Genomic DNA, 22,743 nt, shown 5'->3' with positions numbered 1-22,743 from the left:
GTAGCTCCCGTCGACCCTGTCGCTCCCGTTGACCCTGTCGCTCCCGTCGACCCTGTCGCTCCTGTCGCTCCCGTACCTCCCGTTCTGCCGGTAATCCCGCGATTTGTTACTCCAGTAGGCCCCGTAGCCCCCGTCGCTCCCGTAGCTCCGGTCGGTCCCGTAGGCCCCGTATCCGCAGTACTTGCTAAAATAATAGTATCCGTTACTCCTATAGGTCTTGTAATCGTCTCAAGATTACACACAATATCACTCCTTCCAAGACGCCTTAATACGCTGAGTTTCTTGAACATGAGATCAGTAATTGCAGCCGGATTCATATTCAACTCTGTAGGGAAAGTTTATTCTGAGACTGCTTAAATACAACCATAACGTGGTTTGATACGATTAATTCTCTCCAAAGTCTATGGGGTTGCATAAGGTATATGGATGTTACGGATTTTGAACATGAAGGAGTGCTTATCTTGTCAAATGTAAATGTTCGCCAGGAACATGAAGGTCAGATAACTGCCTTTTTTTCAGGACCGGAAGACCGTTCTATTTCCATTCGAACGCTCTTGCAGCGCTTTGAGGATACAGGCATTGAGGATGAACGGCTGCTGACCCTTGCTGTACATGCTTATGATTCCGGGTACTATAACCGGGCGGCTTCTTTATTTGACCAATTTCCACCATCCTCACCGCTATATGCCCTTGCCAAGCTGGGTGGAGCGCTTTCGCACCTGTCTCAGGCTGTAGGAGTAAGCCGCAGCTGGCGAGCAACGGATTCCCAGGATCAACATAACCATAATAGGATCAGTAACTTGGAAGCCATTGAACATAAACTCCGGCAATTAATAGCGAAGCAAGGAGGAGGGCGTTCATGAGTAAACCTTCGATTTCTCTTTGTATGATTGTTCGGGATGAAGAAGAGTTACTGCCACGTTGCCTGGACAGTGTCAGAACACTGACGGACGACATCATCATCGTGGATACGGGCTCCGCTGACGGAACAATAGAGATAGCGGAGCGGTATGGAGCCAAAGTGATCCGTTATGTCTGGCAGAATGATTTTGCAGAGGCGCGCAATGTTAGCCTGGAGGCAGCAACCGGCGATTGGATTCTATTCCTCGATGCGGATGAGGTCTTGGACCCGTACAGATGCGAACTGATTACTAGTTATATGAGCCATACCGAAATAGAAGGAATTCTATTTCAAATACACAGTTACTTGGATGAGCAGGTGCAGTGGCAGACCATGATTACTCCGGCATTGAGGATGTTCCGGAATCGCCCGGAGTACCGGTTCCGAAATGCCATACATGAACAAATCATTGATAGCATTGCCTCCCACATGTCTGATGCTGCTCTGGGCCAATCGGATCTGATCATCCACCATTTCGGCTCTGATCCAAAACGCATGGCTTCCAAACAAAAAATAAAACGGAACAGAATCGCCTTATCCGGCGTGTTGAAAAAGGAACCAACCAATTCATACCAGATTTATAATTTAGCGGTGAACTATTGTCAGACTCATGAGCTTGAACAAGCGGTTGTTCTCTTCCGGCAAAGCCGCCAGTACGATCGGCAGGATTCTCCCTGCCGTTCAGCATCTTACTTACATGAGACCATCTGTCTGTTTCGTCTGCACAGAATGCATGAGGCGATAGCGGCGGCGAATGAAGGGATAAGTGAGTACGATAACTACACTGATCTGTATCACTGGCTTGGAATTCTTCATCTGCATACAGGAGACACGAAGAGGGCAGAGGACATGTTTATCCATGCCCTTAAGCTGGGGGGGGCGGTGAATTATGTGTCTCACAAGGGTACCGGAACCTTCCTTACCCGGTGGCTGCTCGGTAGTCTTAAGCACCATACAGGGGCTTATGATCAGGCCATACAGCAATACACGCTGGCATTGGATTGGGAGCCCTTGTTCTCCCCGGCGTTGCGGGATCTTGCCCGTTTGCTGAGATGCTGTAACCGGGAAGAGGAGCTTTCCCAGCTGCTTTTACGGCACATGAACTTACATGGAACCCAAATGATGTCTCCGCTCCTTGCCATTCTGACAGAAGTAGATAGTTACTCGGCGATTTTGTCCTTACTTGACAAGCGGGGTCCGGGTGAAGAGTCCTATGGGGAAGCAGTAATACATTTTCGTGCCTTGTTATTGTCAGGCAAGCTGACCGAAGTGGAACAATACGTTACAGCCAATTCTATTCTGTCGCAGAACATGCAGCACAAATTAGAGATGGAACAGTGGATCCTGTGGATGAAGAAGGGGATTCCTGCAGAGATTCTTAAGTATCCTTTTACAGGAGAAGACATGGATAACGAAAACGCTGCTGCCGCCTGGTTGTCATTCACAGCCAAAGCAGCCTTGGTGAATGGTCATGCGCATACTGCGCGTTCCATTACCGGGAGGTGGCAAACTGCCGTTCACCGGGAACCCCGTGCCATACAGAACAAGCAGGCCTGCACAGGGCTGATTCAGACGTTGCTATATATGACGGATGTATGCTTGAAGGAAGCCGGAACGCTGCTTATAGAGCAAGATACGCAGCAATTGCTGCGGGAGATCAGAATCAGTATGTGTACTGAAGATATGCTTGAACAGCTACAGTCTATCTGAGAAAAATGCCTCCATTCTCAAAAAAGATGGAATGGAGGTCTTCAGCATCAGGACCGTCCGCTGTATGCAGCAGCGATACCTTGAACATTGCCTCCGATATTAACCGAATTGTCCGCTGAATAGGTCAGGAGATTGACAGGATGGACATATTGATGTTCGGAAACATAAGCCTTGGTGCTGTCGGGCGTAATGGCAACTTGCAAAGCTACGGGAAGTTCAACGAAATGAGAGGTATCGTTGTTCCCCGTTTCGATGATTTGCAGTCCGGGGAACTGGTCATCGTCACCCGCAATCGTTACACATACTTTAGACTGATCTGGCGTCAATGCAATATGCCGTTGTCCTCTATAACTGGGCAGATACCAGGGTCCATCATAGCCTTCTCCCCAAATCCGTATTTTCACAAGTTCGTTAGAGGATGTTTTCTTTATAATATAGATCACATTATTGCTGCCCTCCAGATAGATGCCGGAGGTCCAACCGTCTGCATAGTAAGGAATAATAGGCGTAAATTGTCCTGCCTCCGTAAGGGTGAAGCGCGCAAAGCGGTCCTTCTGGAAAATAAGAAACATCTGGCCATCTGATGAATTGGCAAGAGGGTTACGCTGAGGCTCCTCTACAAAGTCATAGATATAACCGGTGTTGATGACTTGCTCGTTTTTGACGGAGATAGCATATACCTCCCCTTGGTCTCCTTGATCGAGCCGGGTAGCCACAAATACAAACCAGCTCTTGGGAGAAGCGAGCAGGGCAAAGGGATGGCCGCTCCCCACGGCTACAGTGGCCAGAACTCGCCGATTAACGTTATCGATAACGGTGACGCTGCGGGAATCGTAATTGGCTACATAGGCTTTGGAATTATCCGGCGTCACAACAACAGCGGCCGGGTTAGCCCCCACGTTCAGAGTAGCAGCGACTAGATTGGTGGTTGTATCGATCAATGAAACGGTATTGTCTTGCGCATTCACCACATACAGAGTGGCTCCGTCCGGCGATTTGGCCACTGCACCAGGCCCGCGTCCAACCTCAATCGTCTGGATAATGGCGTTGGATGCAGTATCTACTACGGCCACATGACCTTTGCTTAGTCCATCATCTTCAGCAGGACGGTAGGACACATACAGGTAAGATGGCGGCGATACATTGTTGAATACAATAGTAGACATATCCGTTTCCAGAACCTGCGTGGTTGCCTGAATGTTAATGAAAGAGCTGATGCGGGCTTGAAGGGTATACGTATGTGAGCCTTCGGGCGGCGCATCCACATAGAAGAAGCGGATTAGATCCTTGAAAGGGAGCTTCTTTAGAGCAAGATAGCCGAAGGTGCTGTTGCTGGAATAAATTTCAGTGCCATTACGGAGTAGCTGAAAATCAATGGATATCGAGGTTTCGCTGGTTTCCCCGCTTGCCCAGGAGAGCAGAAAAGAAACATCGACTTTGACAGACTGGTTAGTACCGATACTCAGAAAAGGAACGGTACTCAGCGTCACCCAGGGAGCAGGTGCACCAAGAGGCAAGGTTATGGACACATCCGACCGGGCATAACCGATATAGTTGGAGGCTCCCGTGGCCCCTCTGGGACCATTCGAACCGGTAGAACCTGTCGTTCCTGTAAACCCGTCAAGGCCACTGAGACCTGTAACCCCTGCGGGTCCCTGATTTCCAGTGGGTCCACTGATGCGGCCTGTTGCTCCTGTTACCCCGGTAAGCCCCGTGGACCCTGAAGGCCCGGTTTCGCCGTCAGGTCCCGTTATACCTGTAAGCCCATCCGGGCCAGGGCTCCCCGTCATTCCGGTAAGCCCGGTCGGCCCGGTAGGTCCGGGATCACCGGGGTCTCCTGTCCCGCCGGGCCGGCCTGTCGATCCGGTGGGCCCCGTTGGGCCTGTCGGTCCGGTGGGGCCCACCACTCCATCCTCTTGGGGTTGTGAGCCTTCCCGGATCACTTCCTGATCATTCTCACCGGTTATCCCGGTAAATATTGGCTTGCTTTGCTTATCATCCACATTGCACAACTCCTTATTCTAAACTCTCAGGTTCATAGAGCATGTGTGCCTGGTTAAGAAGAACGCGTATTATAAGCAGCAGACATCCCTTGCACGCTGCCTCCGATATAAACGGCGCTCAGAGCGGTATATCCCAAAATATTGACGGGATGGACATATTGATTCTCAGAAACATAAGCCTTGGCGCTGTCCGGGGTGATCTCAACCAGGTTGGCCACAGGAAGCTGGATGAAATGGGATTGGTCATTATTTGCGGTCTCAATGACTTGCAGTCCGGGGAACTGGTCATCGTCGCCGACAATGGTCACACATACCTTGGACTGATCTGGAGTCAAGGCAATATGCCGCTGTCCCCTGTAGCTGGGCAGGTACCAGGGTCCATCGTAGCTTCCGCCCGTGAGCCGGATTTTCACCAGCTGGTCAGAGACCGGGGAGTTCATAATATAGATCACATTGTCGCTGCCCTCCAAATAGATACCGGAGGTCCAGCCTTTTACATAATAAGGAACAATAGGCGTGAATTCCCCTGTCTCTGTTAAGGTGAAACGTGCAAACTGGTTCCTCTGAAAAATAAGAAATGTCTGGCCATCCGATGAATTGGCAAGAGGGTTGCGCTGAGGGGCCTCTACAAAGTCATAGGTGTAGCCGGTGTTGATGACTTGCTCATTCTTGACGGAGATGGCGTATACTTCCCCTTGGTCTCCTTGGTCGAGCCGGGTAGCCACAAACATAAACCAGCTCTTGGGAGAAGCGAGCAGGGCAAAGGGATGGCCGTTCCCCACAGAGACAGTGGTTAATACTTTACGGGCAGCATGGTCAATGATCGTCACATTGCCCGAATCTGAATTGGCGACATAAGCCTTGGAATTGTCAGGCGCCACGACGATCGCGGTTGGATTGCCCCCCACAGGCAAGGTTGCCGTTACTTGATTGGTGGAGGTATCAATTAGGGAAACTGTACCATCCCCGGAGTTAGCCACATAGAGGATTGCTCCATCGGGTGATTTGGCCACTGCGCCCGGTCCGCGGCCTACCTCAATAGTCTGTACGACCGAATCGGTACGGGTATCGACCACCGCCACGTGACCCTTTTCCTGATTGTCTTGCGGACGGTAAGACACATATAGATAGGTGGAGAAGCTTTTGTTATTGAAAGCAACGGCAGCCATATCCGTTTCCAGTATTTTTAAAGTATTCTGGACATTAGAGAATCCCGTAGTGCGAACCTGCAGGGAGTACGTATAGGCCCCGCTGCCGGGCGCATCCACATAGAACAGATCGATCAGTTCCTTGTTGTTCATCTTACTGTTGGTGTAAAAGCCGTAGGTACTCAAGCTCTTATAGATCATATTTCCATTCCGCAGCAGCTGGTACTCAATACTTAAAGAGGTGGCATCTGTATTCACACTGTCCCAGGATAGAAGGAAGGAGGCGTCGATCTTAACTGCCTGATTGTTCTTCAAATACAGGAAGGGAACTGTATTTATGGTCATCCAGGGTGCAGTAGCGGAGAGCAGTAGCGGCACCGCCGTTGAAGAGCGGGCATTGTTAATATAGCTGTAAGGCCCAGTCGCTCCGCGAGCACCGGCGGACCCTGTAGATCCTGTTGCCCCCAAGGCTCCCACGGGTCCTTGAGTTCCGGAAGAGCCTGTCGGTCCAGTGGGGCCCGTAGCCCCAGTAGCCCCAGTAGCCCCTGTTTCTCCTGTGAGTCCGGTGGAGCCTGTTGCTCCCGTAGCTCCGGTAACCCCGGTCTCTCCTGTCGGACCGGTGGGACCGGTCGGACCGGTTGCTCCCGTAGCCCCAGTAGCGCCAGTTTCTCCTGTAGGACCTTGGTGCCCCCGGTGCCCGGGTCTGCCCGGGTCACCTTCATCTCCAGGATCCCCAGTTTCCCCTGTCGGTCCCGTGATTCCTGTAGAATCGGCTAGCGCGGGCGATATAAGATATTGATTTTTCATAATCTCATCCACGTGTGCACAACCCCTCATTCATTTTCACTTTCATATTTGCACGCTACGGGCCCGGTAAGCCCCTGCCATGCCGCGTACTTGTTTGCCTATATAGACTGCCCTCAGAGCCTGATAGCCCAGAATATCCACCGGATGGACATATTGATTCTCAGCTACATAAGCCTTTGTGCTGTCCGCCGTGATTTCGACTTTATAAGCAATCGGCAACTCGACGAAGTGGGAGACATTATTATTCTTGGGTTCGATGATTTGTAGACCCGCAAACTGGTCATCATCTCCTATGATGGTTACGAGTACACGGGAATTGTCCGGAGTGACGGAGATATCATATTGTCTTTTATAACTGTCCAAATACCAAGGTCCAGAGTATCCGCCGCTTCCATAAATCTGCCAGTATAATAATTGTGTGGATGTCGGTTCTTTCATCACATAATTGTAATTATTGGTTCCTTCCAAGAAAATGCCGGAGACCCAACCGTTAACGGTAATATAACCTGTTTTGGAAAAGGGACTTGTGGGTTCACTCTTAAGAACGTAAACATAATTTTTGGTGTAAACAATTAGTGTTTCGCCGTCCGAAGAAACGGCTAGGGGATTTTGTTGAGGCTCCGAGATATAATCAAAGTCTGTTGCTGCACTAAATACAGTTTCACTGGGTACAGAGATAGCGTATACCTTGCCCACATCAGCTTGATTCTGTCTGCACGCCACATAGACATACCCGTTGGTCGGCGAAGCCAGCAAGGCAAACGGATGATTGGTGCCCATCGAAAGAGTACTTAATACTTCGCGGGTTAGGTTATTAATAACGGTCACACTGTGGGAATCATAATTCGCCACATACGCCTTGGAGTTATCCGGCGTTACCACTACAGCTACGGGGTTGAGACCAACGGCCAGTGTCACTACAACCCTTCGCTCACGTGTGTCAATTATAGAGACAGAATTGTCTGCACTGTTAACCACATAGACGGTGGTACCGTCCGGTGATTTAGCCAGGGCTCCGGGGTTTTGTCCTACCTGAATCGTCTGGATAATGGTGTCGGTAGAGGGATCGACCAGAGCTATATAACCGGATTGCTGATCATCCGCAAGATAAGAAACATACAGATAAGAAGAAGGCTCTATGTTATTGAATGCAATAGCCGCCATGTCAGAATTCAGGATATGCGTCGCATTTTGCAAATTGAGATATCCGTTCGTTCTAACCTGCAGGGTATAGGTGTAAGCTCCCCGTTCAGGCGTATCTACATGGAAAATCTCTACCAGCTCTTCATTGATCATTTTGGAGCTGGTCCGGAATCCGTAAGTGTTGGTGGCGGAGTAAATGGGAAGGCCGTTTCTCAGCAGCCTGTAGTCGATTGTCAGCGAGGTATCGTCAGTAGTAGTGCTGTCCCAGCCTATCAGGAAGGAAGCCTCCACCTTCACTGCCTGTTGTTGGTCCAAGGTTACGAATGGCACTGTATTGACAGTCAACCAGGAAGAAGGCTCGCCAAGCGGGAGCAAGATATCTTGAGGGGACTTGGAGTATACAATTTCACTGGAGGGTCCGGTATCACCACGGCCTCCGGTACCTCCAGTAACTCCGGTAGGGCCTGTGACACCCGTCACACCCGTAACTCCTTCATCTCCGGTGGCGCCGGTGGCACCTCGGGGTCCCTCAGGCCCAACAGGGCCTATGCCTCCTTCGGATCCATCATCTCCGGTTCCGCCGGTGATTCCCTTCTCGCCGGGAGTGCCCGTTGAACCGGTGGGCCCAGTTGGTCCAGTAGGCCCTGGAGCGCCGGTAGCACCGGTAGACCCTGTGTCTCCGGTATGTCCAGTTGGACCAGTAGCGCCCTTATGTCCCCGGTCGCCTTTTGGGCCCTGTGGTCCTCTAGTGCCTTCAGGAGGCTCCGGGTCTGAGCCCGGCCAGATGATCTCCTGGTCATCTTCGCCTGTCTCCCCAATGATGATCGGTCCGGGCCCTCCGTTGACGGGAGCTTGCAGGGGTTGATTCTTATTTTCTTTGAATTCATCCACGTGTCGGCACAACTCCTTTATAAGGAATAAGGGGAGCGTCAGCTCTGTTATAAGGAATAAGGGGAGCGTCAGCTCTGCAGACGATAAGCTGCGAGTATGGTCTGCACAAGTCCGTCGACGCTAATCGCCTGCATTTCTGTGAAGGTCTGAAGATTGACAGGATGTACATAACGGTGTTCGGATACATAGGCTATGGCGCTGTTGGCTGTAATAGCTACTTCCCGGGCAACGGGCAGGCGGACAAAATGGGATGCGTTGTTGTTCTCCGGCTCAATAATGTGCAGGCCGGCGAATTGATCATCGCTGGCTGCAACGGTAATGCAGATACGAAGCTGATCCGGAGAAGCAACCACCTGGTTTTGCCCCTTGTAGCCAGGGTAGGACACCGGTGTCTGCCAACGGGCCGGACTGTTGTCGGCGGACACGTTCCATATGGATATCTCCTCGGACGGCGCGGGCTCTGTCCAATACATCTGATGGAACTGCTGAATATCCCGGTCAATGAATGTGCCGGACCGCCATTGACCTCCGAGGGAACTATAGGGCACGGAAAAGAAGGGTCCGATGGAGCCTGAATTTAGACTGGCCAGCAAAGCTTTTTCTTTACCCGCAGCTACAAAGGTCCGGCTGTTGCTGGAAACCGCAATAGGATTGCAGGAGGGATCGAATTCAAGGCCGTAGCTTTTGCCAAAAACCGTCACCTGTTCATTGGCTAATCTAATAGCCGCAATATAATCGCTTCCAGCGGTATCTGATTTGCATGCAGCAAAAATGTAGCTTCCATCAGGTGAAGCGGTAAGGGCAAAGGGGGTACCCGTCCCCACTGGAACAGTTGCAATAACCCGGCGGGTCAAGTTGTCTATGACCGTAATATTCCGTGAGCCGGAATTGGCGGTATACACCTTCTTGTTGTCTGGTGAAACCACAATGGCGACGGGAGTTGCCCCAATCTGAACGGAGCCGATTTGTCTGAACTGGACAAGGTCCCACACCCACATGAAGTTATAGCCTTCATCGGTTGCAGTGACCGGATTCTGGTCTCCCACATACAGTGTTGTAAGGTCGGGAGATATGGCCATCGGTCCCGGCTTGGAGCCTGCGAATAATGTCCTCGTAATACGGTTTGAAACGGTATCAATGACTGCTACATGACCATTTAGATTCTCGGTATCATTCCAGCAGGATACAAAAAGATAGTGCTGGGAGGGCATCTGGTTCGGATATACTACAGCCGACAACTCGGATTCCAGAATTTCAATAGTGGCCTGTAAGTTATTGTAACCATTGATCCGGGCTTGCATAGTGTAAGTGTAAGAGCCGGAGGGTGCGGTATCCACGTGGAAGAAATTAATGAATTCCTGATGAGCAGCCCTGGAGTTCTCTGCCAGACCATACACATTGGCCCCCGTATAAATTACAGTACCATTGCGGAGAATTCTGTATTCCAGATTCAATTCGGCAGCGCCGCTGTCTCCGCTAACCCAGGATAACAGAAACGAAGCATCAATCTTTACAGCTTGGGTAACGGTTAGGCTAATGGCAGCAACACTGCTTACCGTGGCCCAGCGTGCGGGCGTACCCGGGGGCAGGATCAGAGGATCGGTTGAAGAGGCATACCCGATATACGCAGCAGGTCCGGTTGCTCCCCGGGGTCCGGCAGGGCCGGTTGGTCCGGAAGCGTCTGCTAACGGTTCGGGTGTAATGAATTGGTCTTGGTTATCATCCACCATGTTAACTCCTCTCAAGGTATAATCGACATATGTATATGTGGAATTTCTAAATAATAGTATTTTGTTATGATTTGTCCAATTATAGGACAGGCAAAAAAACTGACACCGGTTAGTACCGGTGCCAGTTTACCGCATAGATTGCTTTTTGGTTTAAGGTTGGTTGGGTGTATACGGATTGAGACTGATAATTCGCAAATTAAGCTGGTTGATTGTCGAACCCATACCCATGTTTGTATGCATAATTAACGCTAGTCCTTCGGGAGCGGGGGTTATGTCTATGACAAAAGAATTGGACCATACATTTTGTCCCACCGAATCATGGGTTACCCGGCTGCCGAAATTAATGGGGTAGAGAGCGTCGTTAATTACATCTTCTAATAGAACTTCAACCATAACTCCATTAGGAGCAGTTGTGATGGAGGGAATGGCGTCCACCATATAGTCTACCTGGAACAACCCTCTGGCCAAATTAATGTATAGAGGGAAGTCAATTCTGGGTGAACCAGTGCCGCCAGTAATCTCTTGTCCGCCATGGCTCCAGTGCACATCCTGATCACCGTAAAAACTTGCTTCTAAAGGTGTATTGGTGGGTCCTGTAATATAGGCCATCAAGAAGTTTGCAGTAGGCAACCCCCCTGCAGTGCCTGTCGGTCCGGCTATGCCCGTACCCGTTGGTCCTGTCGGTCCGGTGGGTCCAGTAGGTCCAGTAGGCCCGGTCGGTCCAGTCGGACCTGTAAGGGATTCGCCGGTGGCCCCCGTAGCGCCGGTGGGTCCGGTCAGACCGGTAGCCCCAGTGGCACCAGTAGCTCCTGTACTACCCGTGGCTCCAGTGGGACCCGTGGCACCAGTAACGCCCGTAGCACCGGTCGGCCCTGTTATTTGGTGACCAGTGGGCCCGGTGGGTCCGGTAGGTCCTGTTTTACCAGTGGCCCCTGTCGGTCCGGTGGGTCCGGTCGGCCCTGTGGCCCCTTCTCCTGTCGGTCCTGTAGGGCCGGTAACGCCAGCAGCCCCTGTAGCTCCTCTAGGTCCGGTCGGTCCGGTGGGTCCTGTGGGTCCTGTGGGCCCTGTGGGTCCTGTGGCTCCCATTGGCCCGGTATGGCCGGCAGCGCCTGTACTTCCGACGGGTCCTGTCGCTCCTGTGGCTCCTGTTGTCCCGGCGGGCCCGGTGGGTCCGGTAATCCCGATACCCGCTGCGCCAGTTGGACCGGTGGGGCCGGCAACATCCACCGGTTCCCAGGGAGTCCAGACACCGCCGGTATTTACTCTGTAATAGATAGATGGATTCGAAAGATAGAGCTGCTGTACTGTTGTACCTGATACTGTCACATACAGGGTCCAAATTTGTGGATTTAAAGGCCCAGCCGGTCCGTTCGAAGGCGGTCCTTCCGCAGCATTGGAGCTGTAGACCCCGGGTATGATGTAGAAATTCAAATCTCTTCCCGAGGGCTCAGCTGTAAATGCGGGGAAAACTCCGTTAGCAGCATTAAGAATAACATCACCGGTTAATCCGTTTACCGTATTGACACCGCCTGTTGCTCCGGTCGGTCCTATCGGACCCGTTACGGTAGGAATATTAACCGATGTCTTCAGCTTGGAATCGAGCATCATTTCCTGGCGGAAGATGCTGTCGAGCATGGCTTGCGTGCTGCTGTTCACATTCAGAATATCCTGAATGGATGCCGGGGGACTGGTGATGCCAGGCAGGGTCCCCAGAGCGAACTGGATCTTTTCTCCCTCAGCGTTGATGATGTGGGCCAGCCCAAGCTCTTCCATAGCAATGGAGGACATGAGCAGGTTCTGGACATCATCCCGCGACAGTGTAATTGTGGGGGTAATATTAGGAAGATTGGGAGTAGACATAAGGATTCCTCTCTTTCATTAAGATTATTGAACGCGTAAGGTAACCACACGTACGGAGGCGCCAAGAATCGTGGTGCCTGCTCCAAAATTGGTGTTTAACACAAATGACATGGCATCTGCAGGAAACAATGTGGCATCCAGTATAAATGAGTTGCGCCAAATATTCTGGCCGATCTGTTCCCTAGAGACCCTGGAGTAAGGGGTATACTCCTGCACATCGGAGCCGGAATAGGAGAAATAGAGCTCAGCGTACAGGGAGGGAGTAGTATTAGCCGGAATTGCGTTTACTGTAAAGTCCATTTGGTACTCCGCATTTGGGATCAGCGTGATTTCTGAGGGATCGCTCTGGAAAGGGATGATTGTCGACCTGGGTTGTCCAAGGGTAAGTCCGGTACTCCAATTGGATATGAAATCTCCACCCGCAAAACTTGTTAAAGTGGCTCCAGTCACAAAGGCGTAAAAGAAGTCCTGATCAAAGATCCCGGTAGGGCCGGAAGCACCGGTGGGACCCATGGTGCTTCCTCCGGTATGTCCTCTGGGGCCGATAGGCCCAGTGCGTGTAGGGCCGGAAGGTCCTCTGCTTCCCGGCTGCGTTGCACCTATCCCGGTCCGGCCGGTGGCTCCCTTAGCTCCGGCAAGCCCAGTGGGTCCGGTGGGGCTCTCACCCGTCTGTCCGGTAAGTCCTCGTGGTCCTCTTGATCCCGGATTCCCGGTAGTTCCGGTTTCCCCGGTAGCTCCTGTGAAACCTCTAGCCCCAACAGGTCCGGTTGGTGATTCGCCGTTCGGTCCGGAAGGTCCTCTCGCTCCCCTGAAAGTTCCGGCCAGAGGGGAGGCCCCTTTCATGCCGGTAGCTCCGGCGGCTCCAGTGGCCCCGGGTTCTCCAATGACACCGGTTGGTCCGGCAGGCCCGGTGACTGTAATGGTAACGCCTGTAACGCCTGTAACGCCCTTCTCTCCAGGGGTGCCCGCAGGTCCGGTGAGTCCGGCAAGACCCGCCGGACCCGTCTGCCCCGTCATTCCTGCTTGGCCTGTATCTCCGGTTACGTCTGGTCCGGTAGCTCCGGTAGGACCAACCTCTGCAACAGGCTCCCATGAAGTCCATAGGCCATCAGCTTGACGCACCCGGTAATAAATGGACGGGTTGGAGAGATACAGCTGCTGAACAGTAGTGCCTGAAACACTGACATATAGTGTCCAAATCTGGGGATTAGCAGGTCCTAGTGGCGAATCTGCAGGAATGCCTTGAACGGCATTGGAGCTGTAGACACCGGGTTGAATGAATGTGCTTAGGGGTAGATCGGAAGGAATCGAATCGGATACTGGAACAATCCCGTCCGCAGAGGTCAATGCGACTTCACCGGACAGCCCGTTTACACTGAAGACTCCGCCCGGAGGACCCGTAGGCCCGGTTGGTCCAACCATAGATCGGAAACCCGCAGTCGTACGCAGCTTGGAGTCGAGGATCATCTCCTGGCGTGAGATTACATCCATCATGCCCCGGGCGCTGGCATTTACGGCCAGAATATCGTTTATGGTGACTGTTGGCCCGCTTATCCCGGGAAGCGTACCCAGAGCAAATTGAATCTTCTCCCCTTCGGCGTTAATAATGTGCGCCAAACCAAGCTCTTCCATAGCGATGGAGGAAAAGAGTAAATTCTGCACGTCATCGGAAGATAAGGTAATAGTAGGCGATATATTAGGAATGTTAGGGGTGGACATAAAGGCACCTCACTTTCGCATAATTTTCCGGAAGAGAAGCCTGCTCTGAATCTGTGGCGACAAAAGAGGAGCAATCTCTCTGGACCAGATAATTCCAGCTTATGAGAGTATGTATGAAAGGTTCGGGCATATTGCTTGCTTCAGCCCAGAATCTCGTCCAAATAAAAAAACTCAGGTCATATTGACCTGAGTCTACTATCGAAATATCTAGCTCTCGCTACTTGTTTATACGTATTCGGCCCTTTTTTGGGCTACACAGAATAATTCGTGTCCCCGCATTTCGGCTTGAAGCCGGGCCAGCAGTTCCATTTTTTGAGGGAAGGAATACGGACTGTAGATTGGATGGGCGGAGGTCGTCATTTCCAGCTCGGCATAGGTTTGCCTGCTGAATAAGGCACGCACCTCTAAGCCTGCTTTATCCATGATTTGTCTCAGACTCCGCTGGGAATGATGGAAGAGATGATCCGCTTCGGTGAACAAGGGACTGGAAGCTTTCCGTAATTCATTTCTGAGGCAGTACCGGTTCGGTACGCTGAAAAATAGATAACCACCCGGCGCGAGCAAAGAGGACATCTCCTTCAAAAAGGAAACGGGCTCAGCGATATGCTCAAATACATGCCAGAACACAACCGCATCGAAGGAGTTCACCGGCAGCGGCAGCTCTGGACCCCATAGGCCTTCAATGACTGGCAATTGGTAGTTCTCAGCAATGTATGCGCAGGAGGCCGGGGAGGGCTCAATTCCAAGAACGTCCCAGCCTGCAGCCCGTGCTATATTGAGGAATTCGCCCGTCCCTGAACCGATCTCCAGCAGCTTGCCGCGGCCCGGGCAGAAGGTCTGCAGCATAAGCATGTTGAAGGAGCCATGATCCAGATAAGTACTTCTCATCCACTGGTCCCGCATTCGTATCCAGCTGTCGTTATAGATTTCCGGTATCAGAGCCTGGCTCTTGCGGCGGCTCTCCTCCGGTTGGAACAGCATATCGCAATCCGGGCAGTCCATTAGCGAAAAACGGGGATAATTGACAAACGTGGATGTAGAGCCGCTTCCGCATACTGGGCATTCCATATTTCAATAACCTCCAATGTTAAAAAAGAAAATATTAAGTAGTCATTTGATAAGCGGCCACCATATCGTTTACCTTTCCGCCGATATAAATGGATTCAAAGGGATTTGTGAAATTGATAATATCCACCGGGTGTACATAGCTGTTCTCCATGACAAAGGCCAATGAGCTGTCGGAGGTAATGACTGACTTGTGGGCAACGGGAATCTCAATGAAATGAAGATCGCCGTCACGGTCCGTATCGATAATCTGCAGGCCAGCAAATTGATCGTCATTGGCTTCGATACTGATACAGATTCTCGAGTAATCCGGTGAAGCCACAATGTGACTTTGCCCGGAAAAGCTGGCATAATTCCAGGGGCCGACATAGTTCGTATTATCGTACACCCTGAATCTTCCCCTTGAAGTGGACTCAAAGGTCTGAATGCCGTAAAAATAATCGTATCGTTCTTTGTGAACAGCAGAGGTCCAATTCTTCAAGCTATAGGAAGCTGAGGCAGTAATGGTGTCGGAATTATAAATATTGTAAGTCCGCGTACCGCCAGGGGCAATAAACAGCAGCTTAATGCCAGCTACCTTGGCTGCAAGCGGATTGTATCTGCGGTCAAGTCCGGAGGTCTGCCCCAGATCTTGAACATGATCGGTACCTACAGAAATTGCAATGGCATGGCCTTTATCTGCTTCGGTTATCGTAGCGGTGAAGATAAACCAGCTGTTGGGCTGGGCTGTAAAGGCAAACGGGCTGCCATTCACAGGAACGGTTGCCTTAACCTGACGGGTCGTATGATCTATAATGGTCACATTCTGTGAACCATAATTAGCCACATAGGCTTTGGTGTTGTTAGGAGCCACGATAATTGCAGTAGGGCTATTGCCTACAGGTAGCGTGGCCGCTACAGTGAGGGTGTTCGTATCAATAATGGAGACTGTCTCATCCTGGACATTAACAACATAGACGCTTGCTCCATCAGGGGATTTGGCCAAGGGTCCTGGGCTGCGGCCGACGCGGATCGTCTTGATCACCTTCTTGTTATCGGGATCAACGACAGCGACGAAGCCGGGATCATTGGGGGCTTCCAGATTCTCTGTATAGGATACATACAGATAAGATTTGGACAGGATGCCGGAGTAGACAACGGCGGCTAGCTCGGATTGCACGATTTGGACAGTAGGCTGGAGATTGGTATAACGGTTGATGCGTATTTGCAGGGTGTAGTTATAGTTGCCGACGTTTGGGGAGTCAATATGGAAGCAGCTGACTTGTTCCGAGGTTTTGGCGTTTGCTTGTTCCTCAGAATCAAAGGCATTGCTGGACAAGTAGATCTGAGCGCCATTTCGCAAAATACGGTAATCAATGCCAATATAAGTATGAGCGGCGGCTACACTGGTCCAGGACAGCATAAAGGTAGCGTCAAGCTTCACCACTTCCCTATCACGTGTATTAATAAAGGACAAGGTCTCCAGTGTCTTCCATGCGGATGGAGTGCCAAAGGAAAGTGTAACGGCAGTGGAAGAATTGTTATAGCTGATTGTACTACCCGGACTTGAAGGACCTTGAGGAAGTTGTGGACTTTGCGGTCCTCCGTTGCCAGGAACTCCATCGGTGGGGAGCACAGGAGTATTCTCCCACGTCCATTCTCCATTTTCATCGGGAATGCTATCTGGGCTTGGAGTACTGACTACTTCTATTAGATTGTGATCGTCTTTTGGATTCACAGTGCGATTCCTCCCTCAGTAGTTATTCAATCTTCTGCTTCAATGATCTGCACTTGGGGTCTAAGCTTACTCTGCGTCCGGTAGCTGGCAGCCATGCCATACACCTTGCCGCCGATAGAGATGGCTTCCCCTTTGGTATATGTCACCAGATCAATAGGGGTCACATATTGCTCTTCGGTGACAAATGCCTGTAGGCTGTCTGGCGTAACAACTACCTGATGGGCAACGGGGATTCTCACAAAATTCGAGAGAGCACTGTTATAGGGCTCAATAATTTGCAGACCTGCAAACTGATCATCGCTAGCCTCAATAACGATGCATATCTTTTGGCTATCCGAGGAGACGTCTATGTCATTCTGGCCCTTATAGCCGTCGAGATAATTAGGGCCGGCAAAGCCGGTAGAGATGCCGGCGAACATGACCTTTGTGGAAGGAGGGGCTTGAATTGCATAAAAAACGTCATGCCATTGTCCTGCATCAGTGGCTACAGCAGCAATGTTACCTCCGATGTTCCAAGTGGTTAGGCTTCTAAACTTACTCTGACCGTCAATACCGCACACTTTGATGTTAGTAGACCCAAACATGGATACCCAAATTCCATTATTTGTAATGGCGATCGGGTTATGATTCTCGGATCCCCATGTCAAGTTACCATTCTGAACCGTGTATTTCACCGTATCAATAGCGGCATAGCTATCCGGACCCTTGCAGGCAGCAATGACGAACCAGCTATTGGTGTCTACAGTCAGGGAAAATGGAGCTGCAGGAAGCGCTATGGTATTGACGGCGGTATGGGTACTGTTATCAATGACGGTAACACTTCTACTTCCGAGATTCGCTACGAAGGTCTGCTTGTTGTCCGGTGTAACCACAAGAGCTACCGGCTCAGCACCTAAGATGATAGTGGCAGTGATCTGAAGGGTTGCCGCATTAATGACAGAGAGGGTCTCGTCTCCGTAATTAATGACATAAACAGCTGCTCCATCCGGCGATTTGGCAATGGCTCTCGGATCATTTCCAACCAGTATGGTTCCCGCAATCTTATGGGTCTGTGGATCTACCACTGCTACATAACCTTTCCCATCCGCTGAGGAGGTATAGGTAACGAAGAGATAGCTGGAGGAGTCTACGCTGTTGAATACGTTGACGGTCATATCGGACTTACTGATGCTTAAAGGACCTTCAACGTTACTGTAGCTCGAAATCCGGGCTTGCAGCGTGTACGTGAAAGAACCTTTACCGGGTGTGTCCACATGGAAAAAGCTGAGTGTCTCCTCGTGGACGGTTGTCGCGTCAACATCATACGCAAATATTGTATTATCCAAAAGAATTTGTCTGCCATTGCGCAATAGACGATATTCAATGGCTAATTTGCTATTTGCTTTATCGATGCTGTCCCAGATCACCTCCATATTAACCTCGATTTTGGCAACCTGATTCTCTGCAAGGATATTGAAGGGGACTGTTACAAGGTAAGTCCAGTTCCCGGGTGATCCCAGCGGCAGGCTCACTGGCGATAACGAGGATTGATAATGGAAGCTGTTGCAGGAACAGGGATTGGTAGAATCTATAGTCATTTATAGACCTCCTTAGATTTGGGAGAATAGCCTACAACCATGCTGTGTAATTAATACGCAGGCTCCTTAATACCGGGACTATGACTGGCTACGGTAAGCGCCCGCGATTCCTTTCACCTTGGACGAAATACCCAAATGAATGGAGGTGGAGGCGGACGGGTTCATAAGATCAACGGGATGGACATATTCAATTTCTGCGACATAGGCTTTGGTGCCGTCATAGGTGATAGCCAGATCATTGGCAACAGGCAGTCTCACAAAAACAGACGAAATGTCCAGGCTCTGAGCATCAATAGAAATGATCTGCAGGCCTGCGAACTGGTCATCATTAGCCGTAATGGTTACGCACACCCTTGATTGGTCTGGTGACACCCGGATTTTATTCTGGCCTTTGTAGCTGGGAGTATCCGGTTTCTGATCTCCCGTTACAGTGCCGCTGGCGTCAATCGACAGATTACGGGCTGTTTTAATGACAGCTTCATTGAAGGACTTGGTGGCAAAAAAGAGGCCGTTGTTCAGGTAAACGCCGGAGACGGTTTGGTTCAGCCATGTAACGGTATTCCCGGGACCAATATCGTCAGGGCCATTGATTCTTCTAAGCTGATTGTTGAGGTCCAAGGCAGCCACCAAGTGACCGTCAGGGCTAACGACCAGCGGATTGTAATCCGTGTTAAAGCTCAGGTTCCATCCGCCGTGCGCAAATGGGGTGGCCTCATCGCTGTCTACGGCAATGGCTAAGACATAATCGTTGGTACCTCCTTCACGGCAGGCAGCATACATATACCAGCTGTTGGGACACGCGGCCAGAGCGAAGGGACTTCCGCTGCCCACGGACACCGTTTTAATAACCGTCCTGGAAGAATTATCAATAATGGTGATGCTCTTGTCATCATAATTGGCTACGTACGCTTTGGTGTTGTCCGGGGTAACCATGACGGCTTTGGGGTTACGTCCTACGTTCAGCGTAGCGGTGACAGCATTGGTATTAGTATCAATCAATGAAACGCTATGGTCCCCTTCGTTGACTACATAGACGGTTGATCCGTCTGGTGAGATGCAGATAGAGCCCGGTTGCTTGCCTACCGGAATAGTTGCGAGAATAGCATCCGTCTGAGAATGGATGGCTGCTACATACCCGTCGCCGTTTTGTGCTTCATAAGATACATACACAGGCATGGAGGCAGGGGTGGTATTGTCAACTACAAGTACAGACATGCTGGCTTCTATAATTGCGATGTCACCGAGAGTGATATATTGTAGGTCCGTAACTTTAGCTTGCAATTCGTATGTGTAAGCTCCGCTTAACGGCTGGTCCACGTATAACAAACTTACGGGTCTCTGATTGGTGGTATACAAATAGGTTAGATGACTATGAATTACAGGCTCACTCAAGTAGATGGGGACGCCATTACGTAAGAGACGGTATTGGACACCTAGTGTAACCTCCAAATTTTTATACGACTGCCATTGAGACAGCAGGTAGGCATCAAGCTTGACTGCCTGGTTTTTCTTGGTGCTAATAAATGGAGCCGTCAGAATGGTGTTCCAATTGGAGTCGTCGAAATATATATTTTTAGCCTGAACAAAATCAATATGAGACATGGCCCTTTAACCCTCCCGCTACAAAGTTATATTTCCTCTTGGCTTCACCAGTACGTGCATCAGTTAATCTTCGTAAGAGTGAATTCATGCTTGCACTTTCTGCCGTTGAAGGCGTGGCGCAGAGTTACCGAATGAGCAGTCAAATTCTTAACACCAAGTCTTTGACCAGCTTCGCATTGAATCATTCCGGTGACATGAGCGGGCTGAATACCGGTGAAGGTAGAGGCCGTAGGCTCGTAATGTAGGGAGGAATGATGCTCGGGCGTTTCACCATCTAATGATACGACGAAGGAGGCAGGCTGATTATTGTTCAGATGAAGAGATAAGGATAAAGAATACACACCGGCTTGATTCACAATCACTTCTCCGGTCCGGGCGTCAAGCTGGCAGTCGCTGCTCGGTCCCATTGCCGTAAAGGGAATGAAGTCATTGTTGGCAATAACGGCGTCACCTAACAAATAGGTGGAACCGTAAGCTTTTACGAGATCATTACTGGTGATATTTACCCAACTCGACCAAGTGGAGCCATTATCTTCACTTCTGCGCCACCAGATGCCCCGGTCTGTGAAGAAATACTGGGTTATATAGGGAGGGTTGTTGTAATAAGGAGCAGCTAAAACCAGCAATACCCAGGAACCATTATCATTGGGAGCATTATTGGCTTGATATCCATTGCCCACATAGTAACCAATTTTCTTAAATTGGTTCAGATCAATATGATTGCTGCCTCCAAGATTCGTTAAAGGAACAAAATTCTGATCCGTACCCGTGCCACTGCCGCTGTGCCAGTCACTCCAGGAGCTACCGCCATTGCTGCTGGACCGCCACCAGGAACCGGAATCGGACTTATAGGTCTGAATGATGTGGGTTTGACCGGATACCGTCTGGGCCACAACCTCCACGCTCCAGGCTGTATCGGAGACAGGCGCATGGGTTCCGGCAGTACCGGGGCCAATATATAAGCCGGTCTCGCGGAGCTGGTTGAGGTCAATGGTGCCAGACAGGGTTTTTAGGGGCAAGGAAGATTCAGTTAAGTTAATCCACTTGGTCCATTTGTTAGTGGCGTGAGTAGTTGAGCGATACCAAATCCCATTGGGATCAAAAAAGGTCTGGGTAATAAATGGATCTTCTATGGGGACATCGTCAACGGGAGTACCAGTCATCATTAATGTCCATAAAGGACTATCAGAGGGGCCATTTACGGCTGGTTTGTTGGGACTGTAGAAGAATCCATTGGCTGTAATATGATCTAAATCTGTATCCTCAACATTCCAGAAATCCTTCCAATTCCAAATGGCCATTGGGAATCTATCTATATACCATTCTTGCCAAGAAGACCAAGTTTTGCCTCGATCGAGACTATATCTGGACCACCTGTCATTAGCGGATATAAAGGTTTGACTGATGAAGGAGGCACGTGCCAGGATTTCAAGGAACCATTCTGATCCTTGGGAGAATGGGGAGTTTGTGGAACTGGTACCAGTTCCAATATATACGCCGGTATCGTGGAGCTGGTTGAGGTCAACGGTGCCAGACAATGTCTTGAGCGGCATAGAAGGTTCATCCACCAGACTGGTCCAATCCGACCAGGTGGAACCGTTATTCTGGCTTCGGCGCCACCAGATTCCGTTATCCGTGTAGAAGGTCTGCATGACATAGCTCTGACTTCCGTATGGGGCAGCAACCACCATGAGCACCCAGGCTGCATTGGAGTTCGGTGCATTCGTCGCTCCTGTGCCGTTCCCCACATAGAAACCGGCTTTGTTAATTTGGTTCAAATCATTGGTTTCGGTCTTCTGCAGCGGCATGGCAGGAACATTCGTGTCGCTGTGCCACTCGCTCCAGGTGTTGCCTCCGTTGCTGGTGGACCGCCACCAGGAACCGGAATCGGACTTATAGGTCTGGATGATGTGGGTTTGGCCGGACACTAGCTGGGCCACGACCTCCACACTCCAGGCTGGATCGGCAACCGGGGCATGGGTGCCGGCAGTACCGGGACCAATATATACGCCAGTCTCGTAGAGTTGGTTAAGGTCAACGGTGCCGGACAATGTCTTGAGCGGCATAGAGGGTTCATTGACTGTACTGCTCCAATCTGACCAGGTCGAACCGTTATCCTGGCTTCGGCGCCACCAGATGTCGTTGTCCGCATAGAAGGTTTGTGCGACATAGCTCTGATTCCCGTATGGAGCGGCAACCACCATAAGCACCCAGGCACTGCTCGAGCTAGGGGCATTCGTCGCATCTCTGCCGTCCCCTACATAAAAGCCAGCTTTGTTAATTTGATTCAAATCATTGGTTTCCGTCTTCTTCAGTGGCATGGCCGGTTCATTCATGAGGCTTTGCCACTCAGACCAGGTATATCCTCTATCTGTGCTGGACCGGTGCCAAATACCGCTTGGCGATTGATAGGTCTGACTGGCACTGACATCCCGGTGGGCTTTATTATCATCATCTATGATGACGTACACTGACCATGTGACATCCTGGCTGGGGGCATTCGTACCTGCTTTATTTCTGCTCAGATAGAAACCGGAAGTTCGTAAATTGTTCAGGTCAATGTTCCCGTCATCAGGATTTACAATGGTCAGGTGCATTGCGGATGTCAGCGTAAATGTCCCCGCCAACTCTTCATCTTCGTAATTCATTTCATAAATCTCCTTTCAGTGTGAGGTGCCTGTTCTATTACACAGTTCCGGACCTTGCGGTGGACAACAACCGATCTTTCCAATAAAAGGTCGTTAATACTGCATATGCAGAGATAAATCAGTTTAAGACCATAACATGGAAATAACATTAATTTGAGATTCTATAAAAATATTGAATTGGAAGTGCATTGCGGCCTATATCTCTATGACAAACTCACGGCG

13 protein-coding genes are annotated in these 22,743 nt (G+C 50.5%); 2 read left to right on the top strand and 11 right to left on the bottom strand.

Features of this window, described 5'->3' with window-relative positions; translation table 11 throughout:
• Nucleotides 1-422: 422 nt before the first annotated feature.
• Both NSS64_RS25080 and NSS64_RS25075 read left to right on the top strand, forming a co-directional pair.
• Nucleotides 423-863 carry a hypothetical protein gene (locus NSS64_RS25080; RefSeq protein ID WP_341141922.1) on the top strand — a complete coding sequence of 147 codons (441 nt, stop codon included), beginning with the start codon at nt 423-425 and terminating at the stop codon, nt 861-863.
• Nucleotides 860-2,611, top strand: coding sequence for a tetratricopeptide repeat-containing glycosyltransferase family 2 protein (locus tag NSS64_RS25075; protein ID WP_341141921.1), 1,752 nt, complete (start codon nt 860-862; stop codon nt 2,609-2,611). Before NSS64_RS25080 ends, NSS64_RS25075 begins: the two co-directional genes overlap by 4 nt.
• A 47-nt stretch (nt 2,612-2,658) precedes the next feature.
• Here the strand turns inward: NSS64_RS25075 and NSS64_RS25070 are convergent, their stop codons facing one another.
• The 11 genes from NSS64_RS25070 to NSS64_RS25020 form a co-directional block, all read right to left on the bottom strand.
• Nucleotides 2,659-4,614, bottom strand: coding sequence for a YncE family protein (locus NSS64_RS25070; protein WP_341141920.1), 1,956 nt, complete (start codon nt 4,612-4,614; stop codon nt 2,659-2,661).
• Nucleotides 4,615-4,667: 53 nt separating this feature from the next.
• Nucleotides 4,668-6,581: a YVTN family beta-propeller repeat protein gene (locus NSS64_RS25065; protein WP_341141919.1), complete on the bottom strand. Its 1,914-nt coding sequence runs from the start codon at nt 6,579-6,581 to the stop codon at nt 4,668-4,670.
• Between the two features lie 30 nt (nt 6,582-6,611).
• Nucleotides 6,612-8,603 carry a YncE family protein gene (locus NSS64_RS25060; RefSeq protein WP_341141918.1) on the bottom strand — a complete coding sequence of 664 codons (1,992 nt, stop codon included), beginning with the start codon at nt 8,601-8,603 and terminating at the stop codon, nt 6,612-6,614.
• 68 nt (nt 8,604-8,671) lie between these two features.
• Nucleotides 8,672-10,330, bottom strand: a complete 1,659-nt coding sequence (locus NSS64_RS25055) for a YncE family protein (RefSeq protein WP_341141917.1) — start codon at nt 10,328-10,330, stop codon at nt 8,672-8,674.
• A 153-nt stretch (nt 10,331-10,483) separates the two neighbouring features.
• Complete coding sequence (locus tag NSS64_RS25050; RefSeq protein ID WP_341141916.1) at nt 10,484-12,193, bottom strand: collagen-like protein; 1,710 nt, start codon at nt 12,191-12,193, stop codon at nt 10,484-10,486.
• Nucleotides 12,194-12,217: 24 nt separating this feature from the next.
• Nucleotides 12,218-13,810 carry a hypothetical protein gene (locus NSS64_RS25045; protein WP_341141915.1) on the bottom strand — a complete coding sequence of 531 codons (1,593 nt, stop codon included), beginning with the start codon at nt 13,808-13,810 and terminating at the stop codon, nt 12,218-12,220.
• Between the two features lie 327 nt (nt 13,811-14,137).
• Nucleotides 14,138-14,980 carry a class I SAM-dependent methyltransferase gene (locus NSS64_RS25040; protein WP_341141914.1) on the bottom strand — a complete coding sequence of 281 codons (843 nt, stop codon included), beginning with the start codon at nt 14,978-14,980 and terminating at the stop codon, nt 14,138-14,140.
• 34 nt (nt 14,981-15,014) lie between these two features.
• On the bottom strand, nt 15,015-16,433 hold the full coding sequence (locus NSS64_RS25035; protein ID WP_341141913.1) for a YncE family protein: 1,419 nt from the start codon (nt 16,431-16,433) through the stop codon (nt 15,015-15,017).
• A gap of 287 nt (nt 16,434-16,720) precedes the next feature.
• Nucleotides 16,721-18,271 (bottom strand): YncE family protein, encoded by a 1,551-nt coding sequence (locus NSS64_RS25030; RefSeq protein WP_341141912.1) that lies wholly within the window; start codon nt 18,269-18,271, stop codon nt 16,721-16,723.
• A gap of 78 nt (nt 18,272-18,349) precedes the next feature.
• Nucleotides 18,350-19,486, bottom strand: coding sequence for a YncE family protein (locus NSS64_RS25025; RefSeq protein WP_341141911.1), 1,137 nt, complete (start codon nt 19,484-19,486; stop codon nt 18,350-18,352).
• Nucleotides 19,487-19,932: 446 nt separating this feature from the next.
• On the bottom strand, nt 19,933-22,521 hold the full coding sequence (locus NSS64_RS25020) for a pyocin knob domain-containing protein (protein WP_341141910.1): 2,589 nt from the start codon (nt 22,519-22,521) through the stop codon (nt 19,933-19,935).
• Between the last annotated feature and the right edge of the window lie 222 nt (nt 22,522-22,743).

The sequence above is a fragment of the Paenibacillus sp. FSL H8-0122 genome (genome assembly GCF_038005345.1).
In the GTDB taxonomy this organism is placed as follows: Bacteria; Bacillota; Bacilli; order Paenibacillales; family Paenibacillaceae; genus Paenibacillus_AQ.
The sequence above is the reverse complement of the archived record's forward strand: the minus strand, read 5'-3'. Positions and strand labels throughout refer to the sequence as shown.

Bases quoted from the DNA above. Each gene is read 5' to 3' on its own strand.
- NSS64_RS25080 (WP_341141922.1), top strand. From the start codon at position 423: ATGGATGTTACGGATTTTGAACATGAAGGAGTGCTTATCTTGTCAAAT.
- NSS64_RS25075 (WP_341141921.1), top strand. From the start codon at position 860: ATGAGTAAACCTTCGATTTCTCTTTGTATGATTGTTCGGGATGAAGAA.
- NSS64_RS25050 (WP_341141916.1), bottom strand. From the start codon at position 12,193: ATGTCTACTCCCAATCTTCCTAATATTACCCCCACAATTACACTGTCG.
- NSS64_RS25040 (WP_341141914.1), bottom strand. From the start codon at position 14,980: ATGGAATGCCCAGTATGCGGAAGCGGCTCTACATCCACGTTTGTCAAT.
- NSS64_RS25030 (WP_341141912.1), bottom strand. From the start codon at position 18,271: ATGACTATAGATTCTACCAATCCCTGTTCCTGCAACAGCTTCCATTAT.
- NSS64_RS25025 (WP_341141911.1), bottom strand. From the start codon at position 19,486: ATGTCTGTACTTGTAGTTGACAATACCACCCCTGCCTCCATGCCTGTG.
- NSS64_RS25020 (WP_341141910.1), bottom strand. From the start codon at position 22,521: ATGAATTACGAAGATGAAGAGTTGGCGGGGACATTTACGCTGACATCC.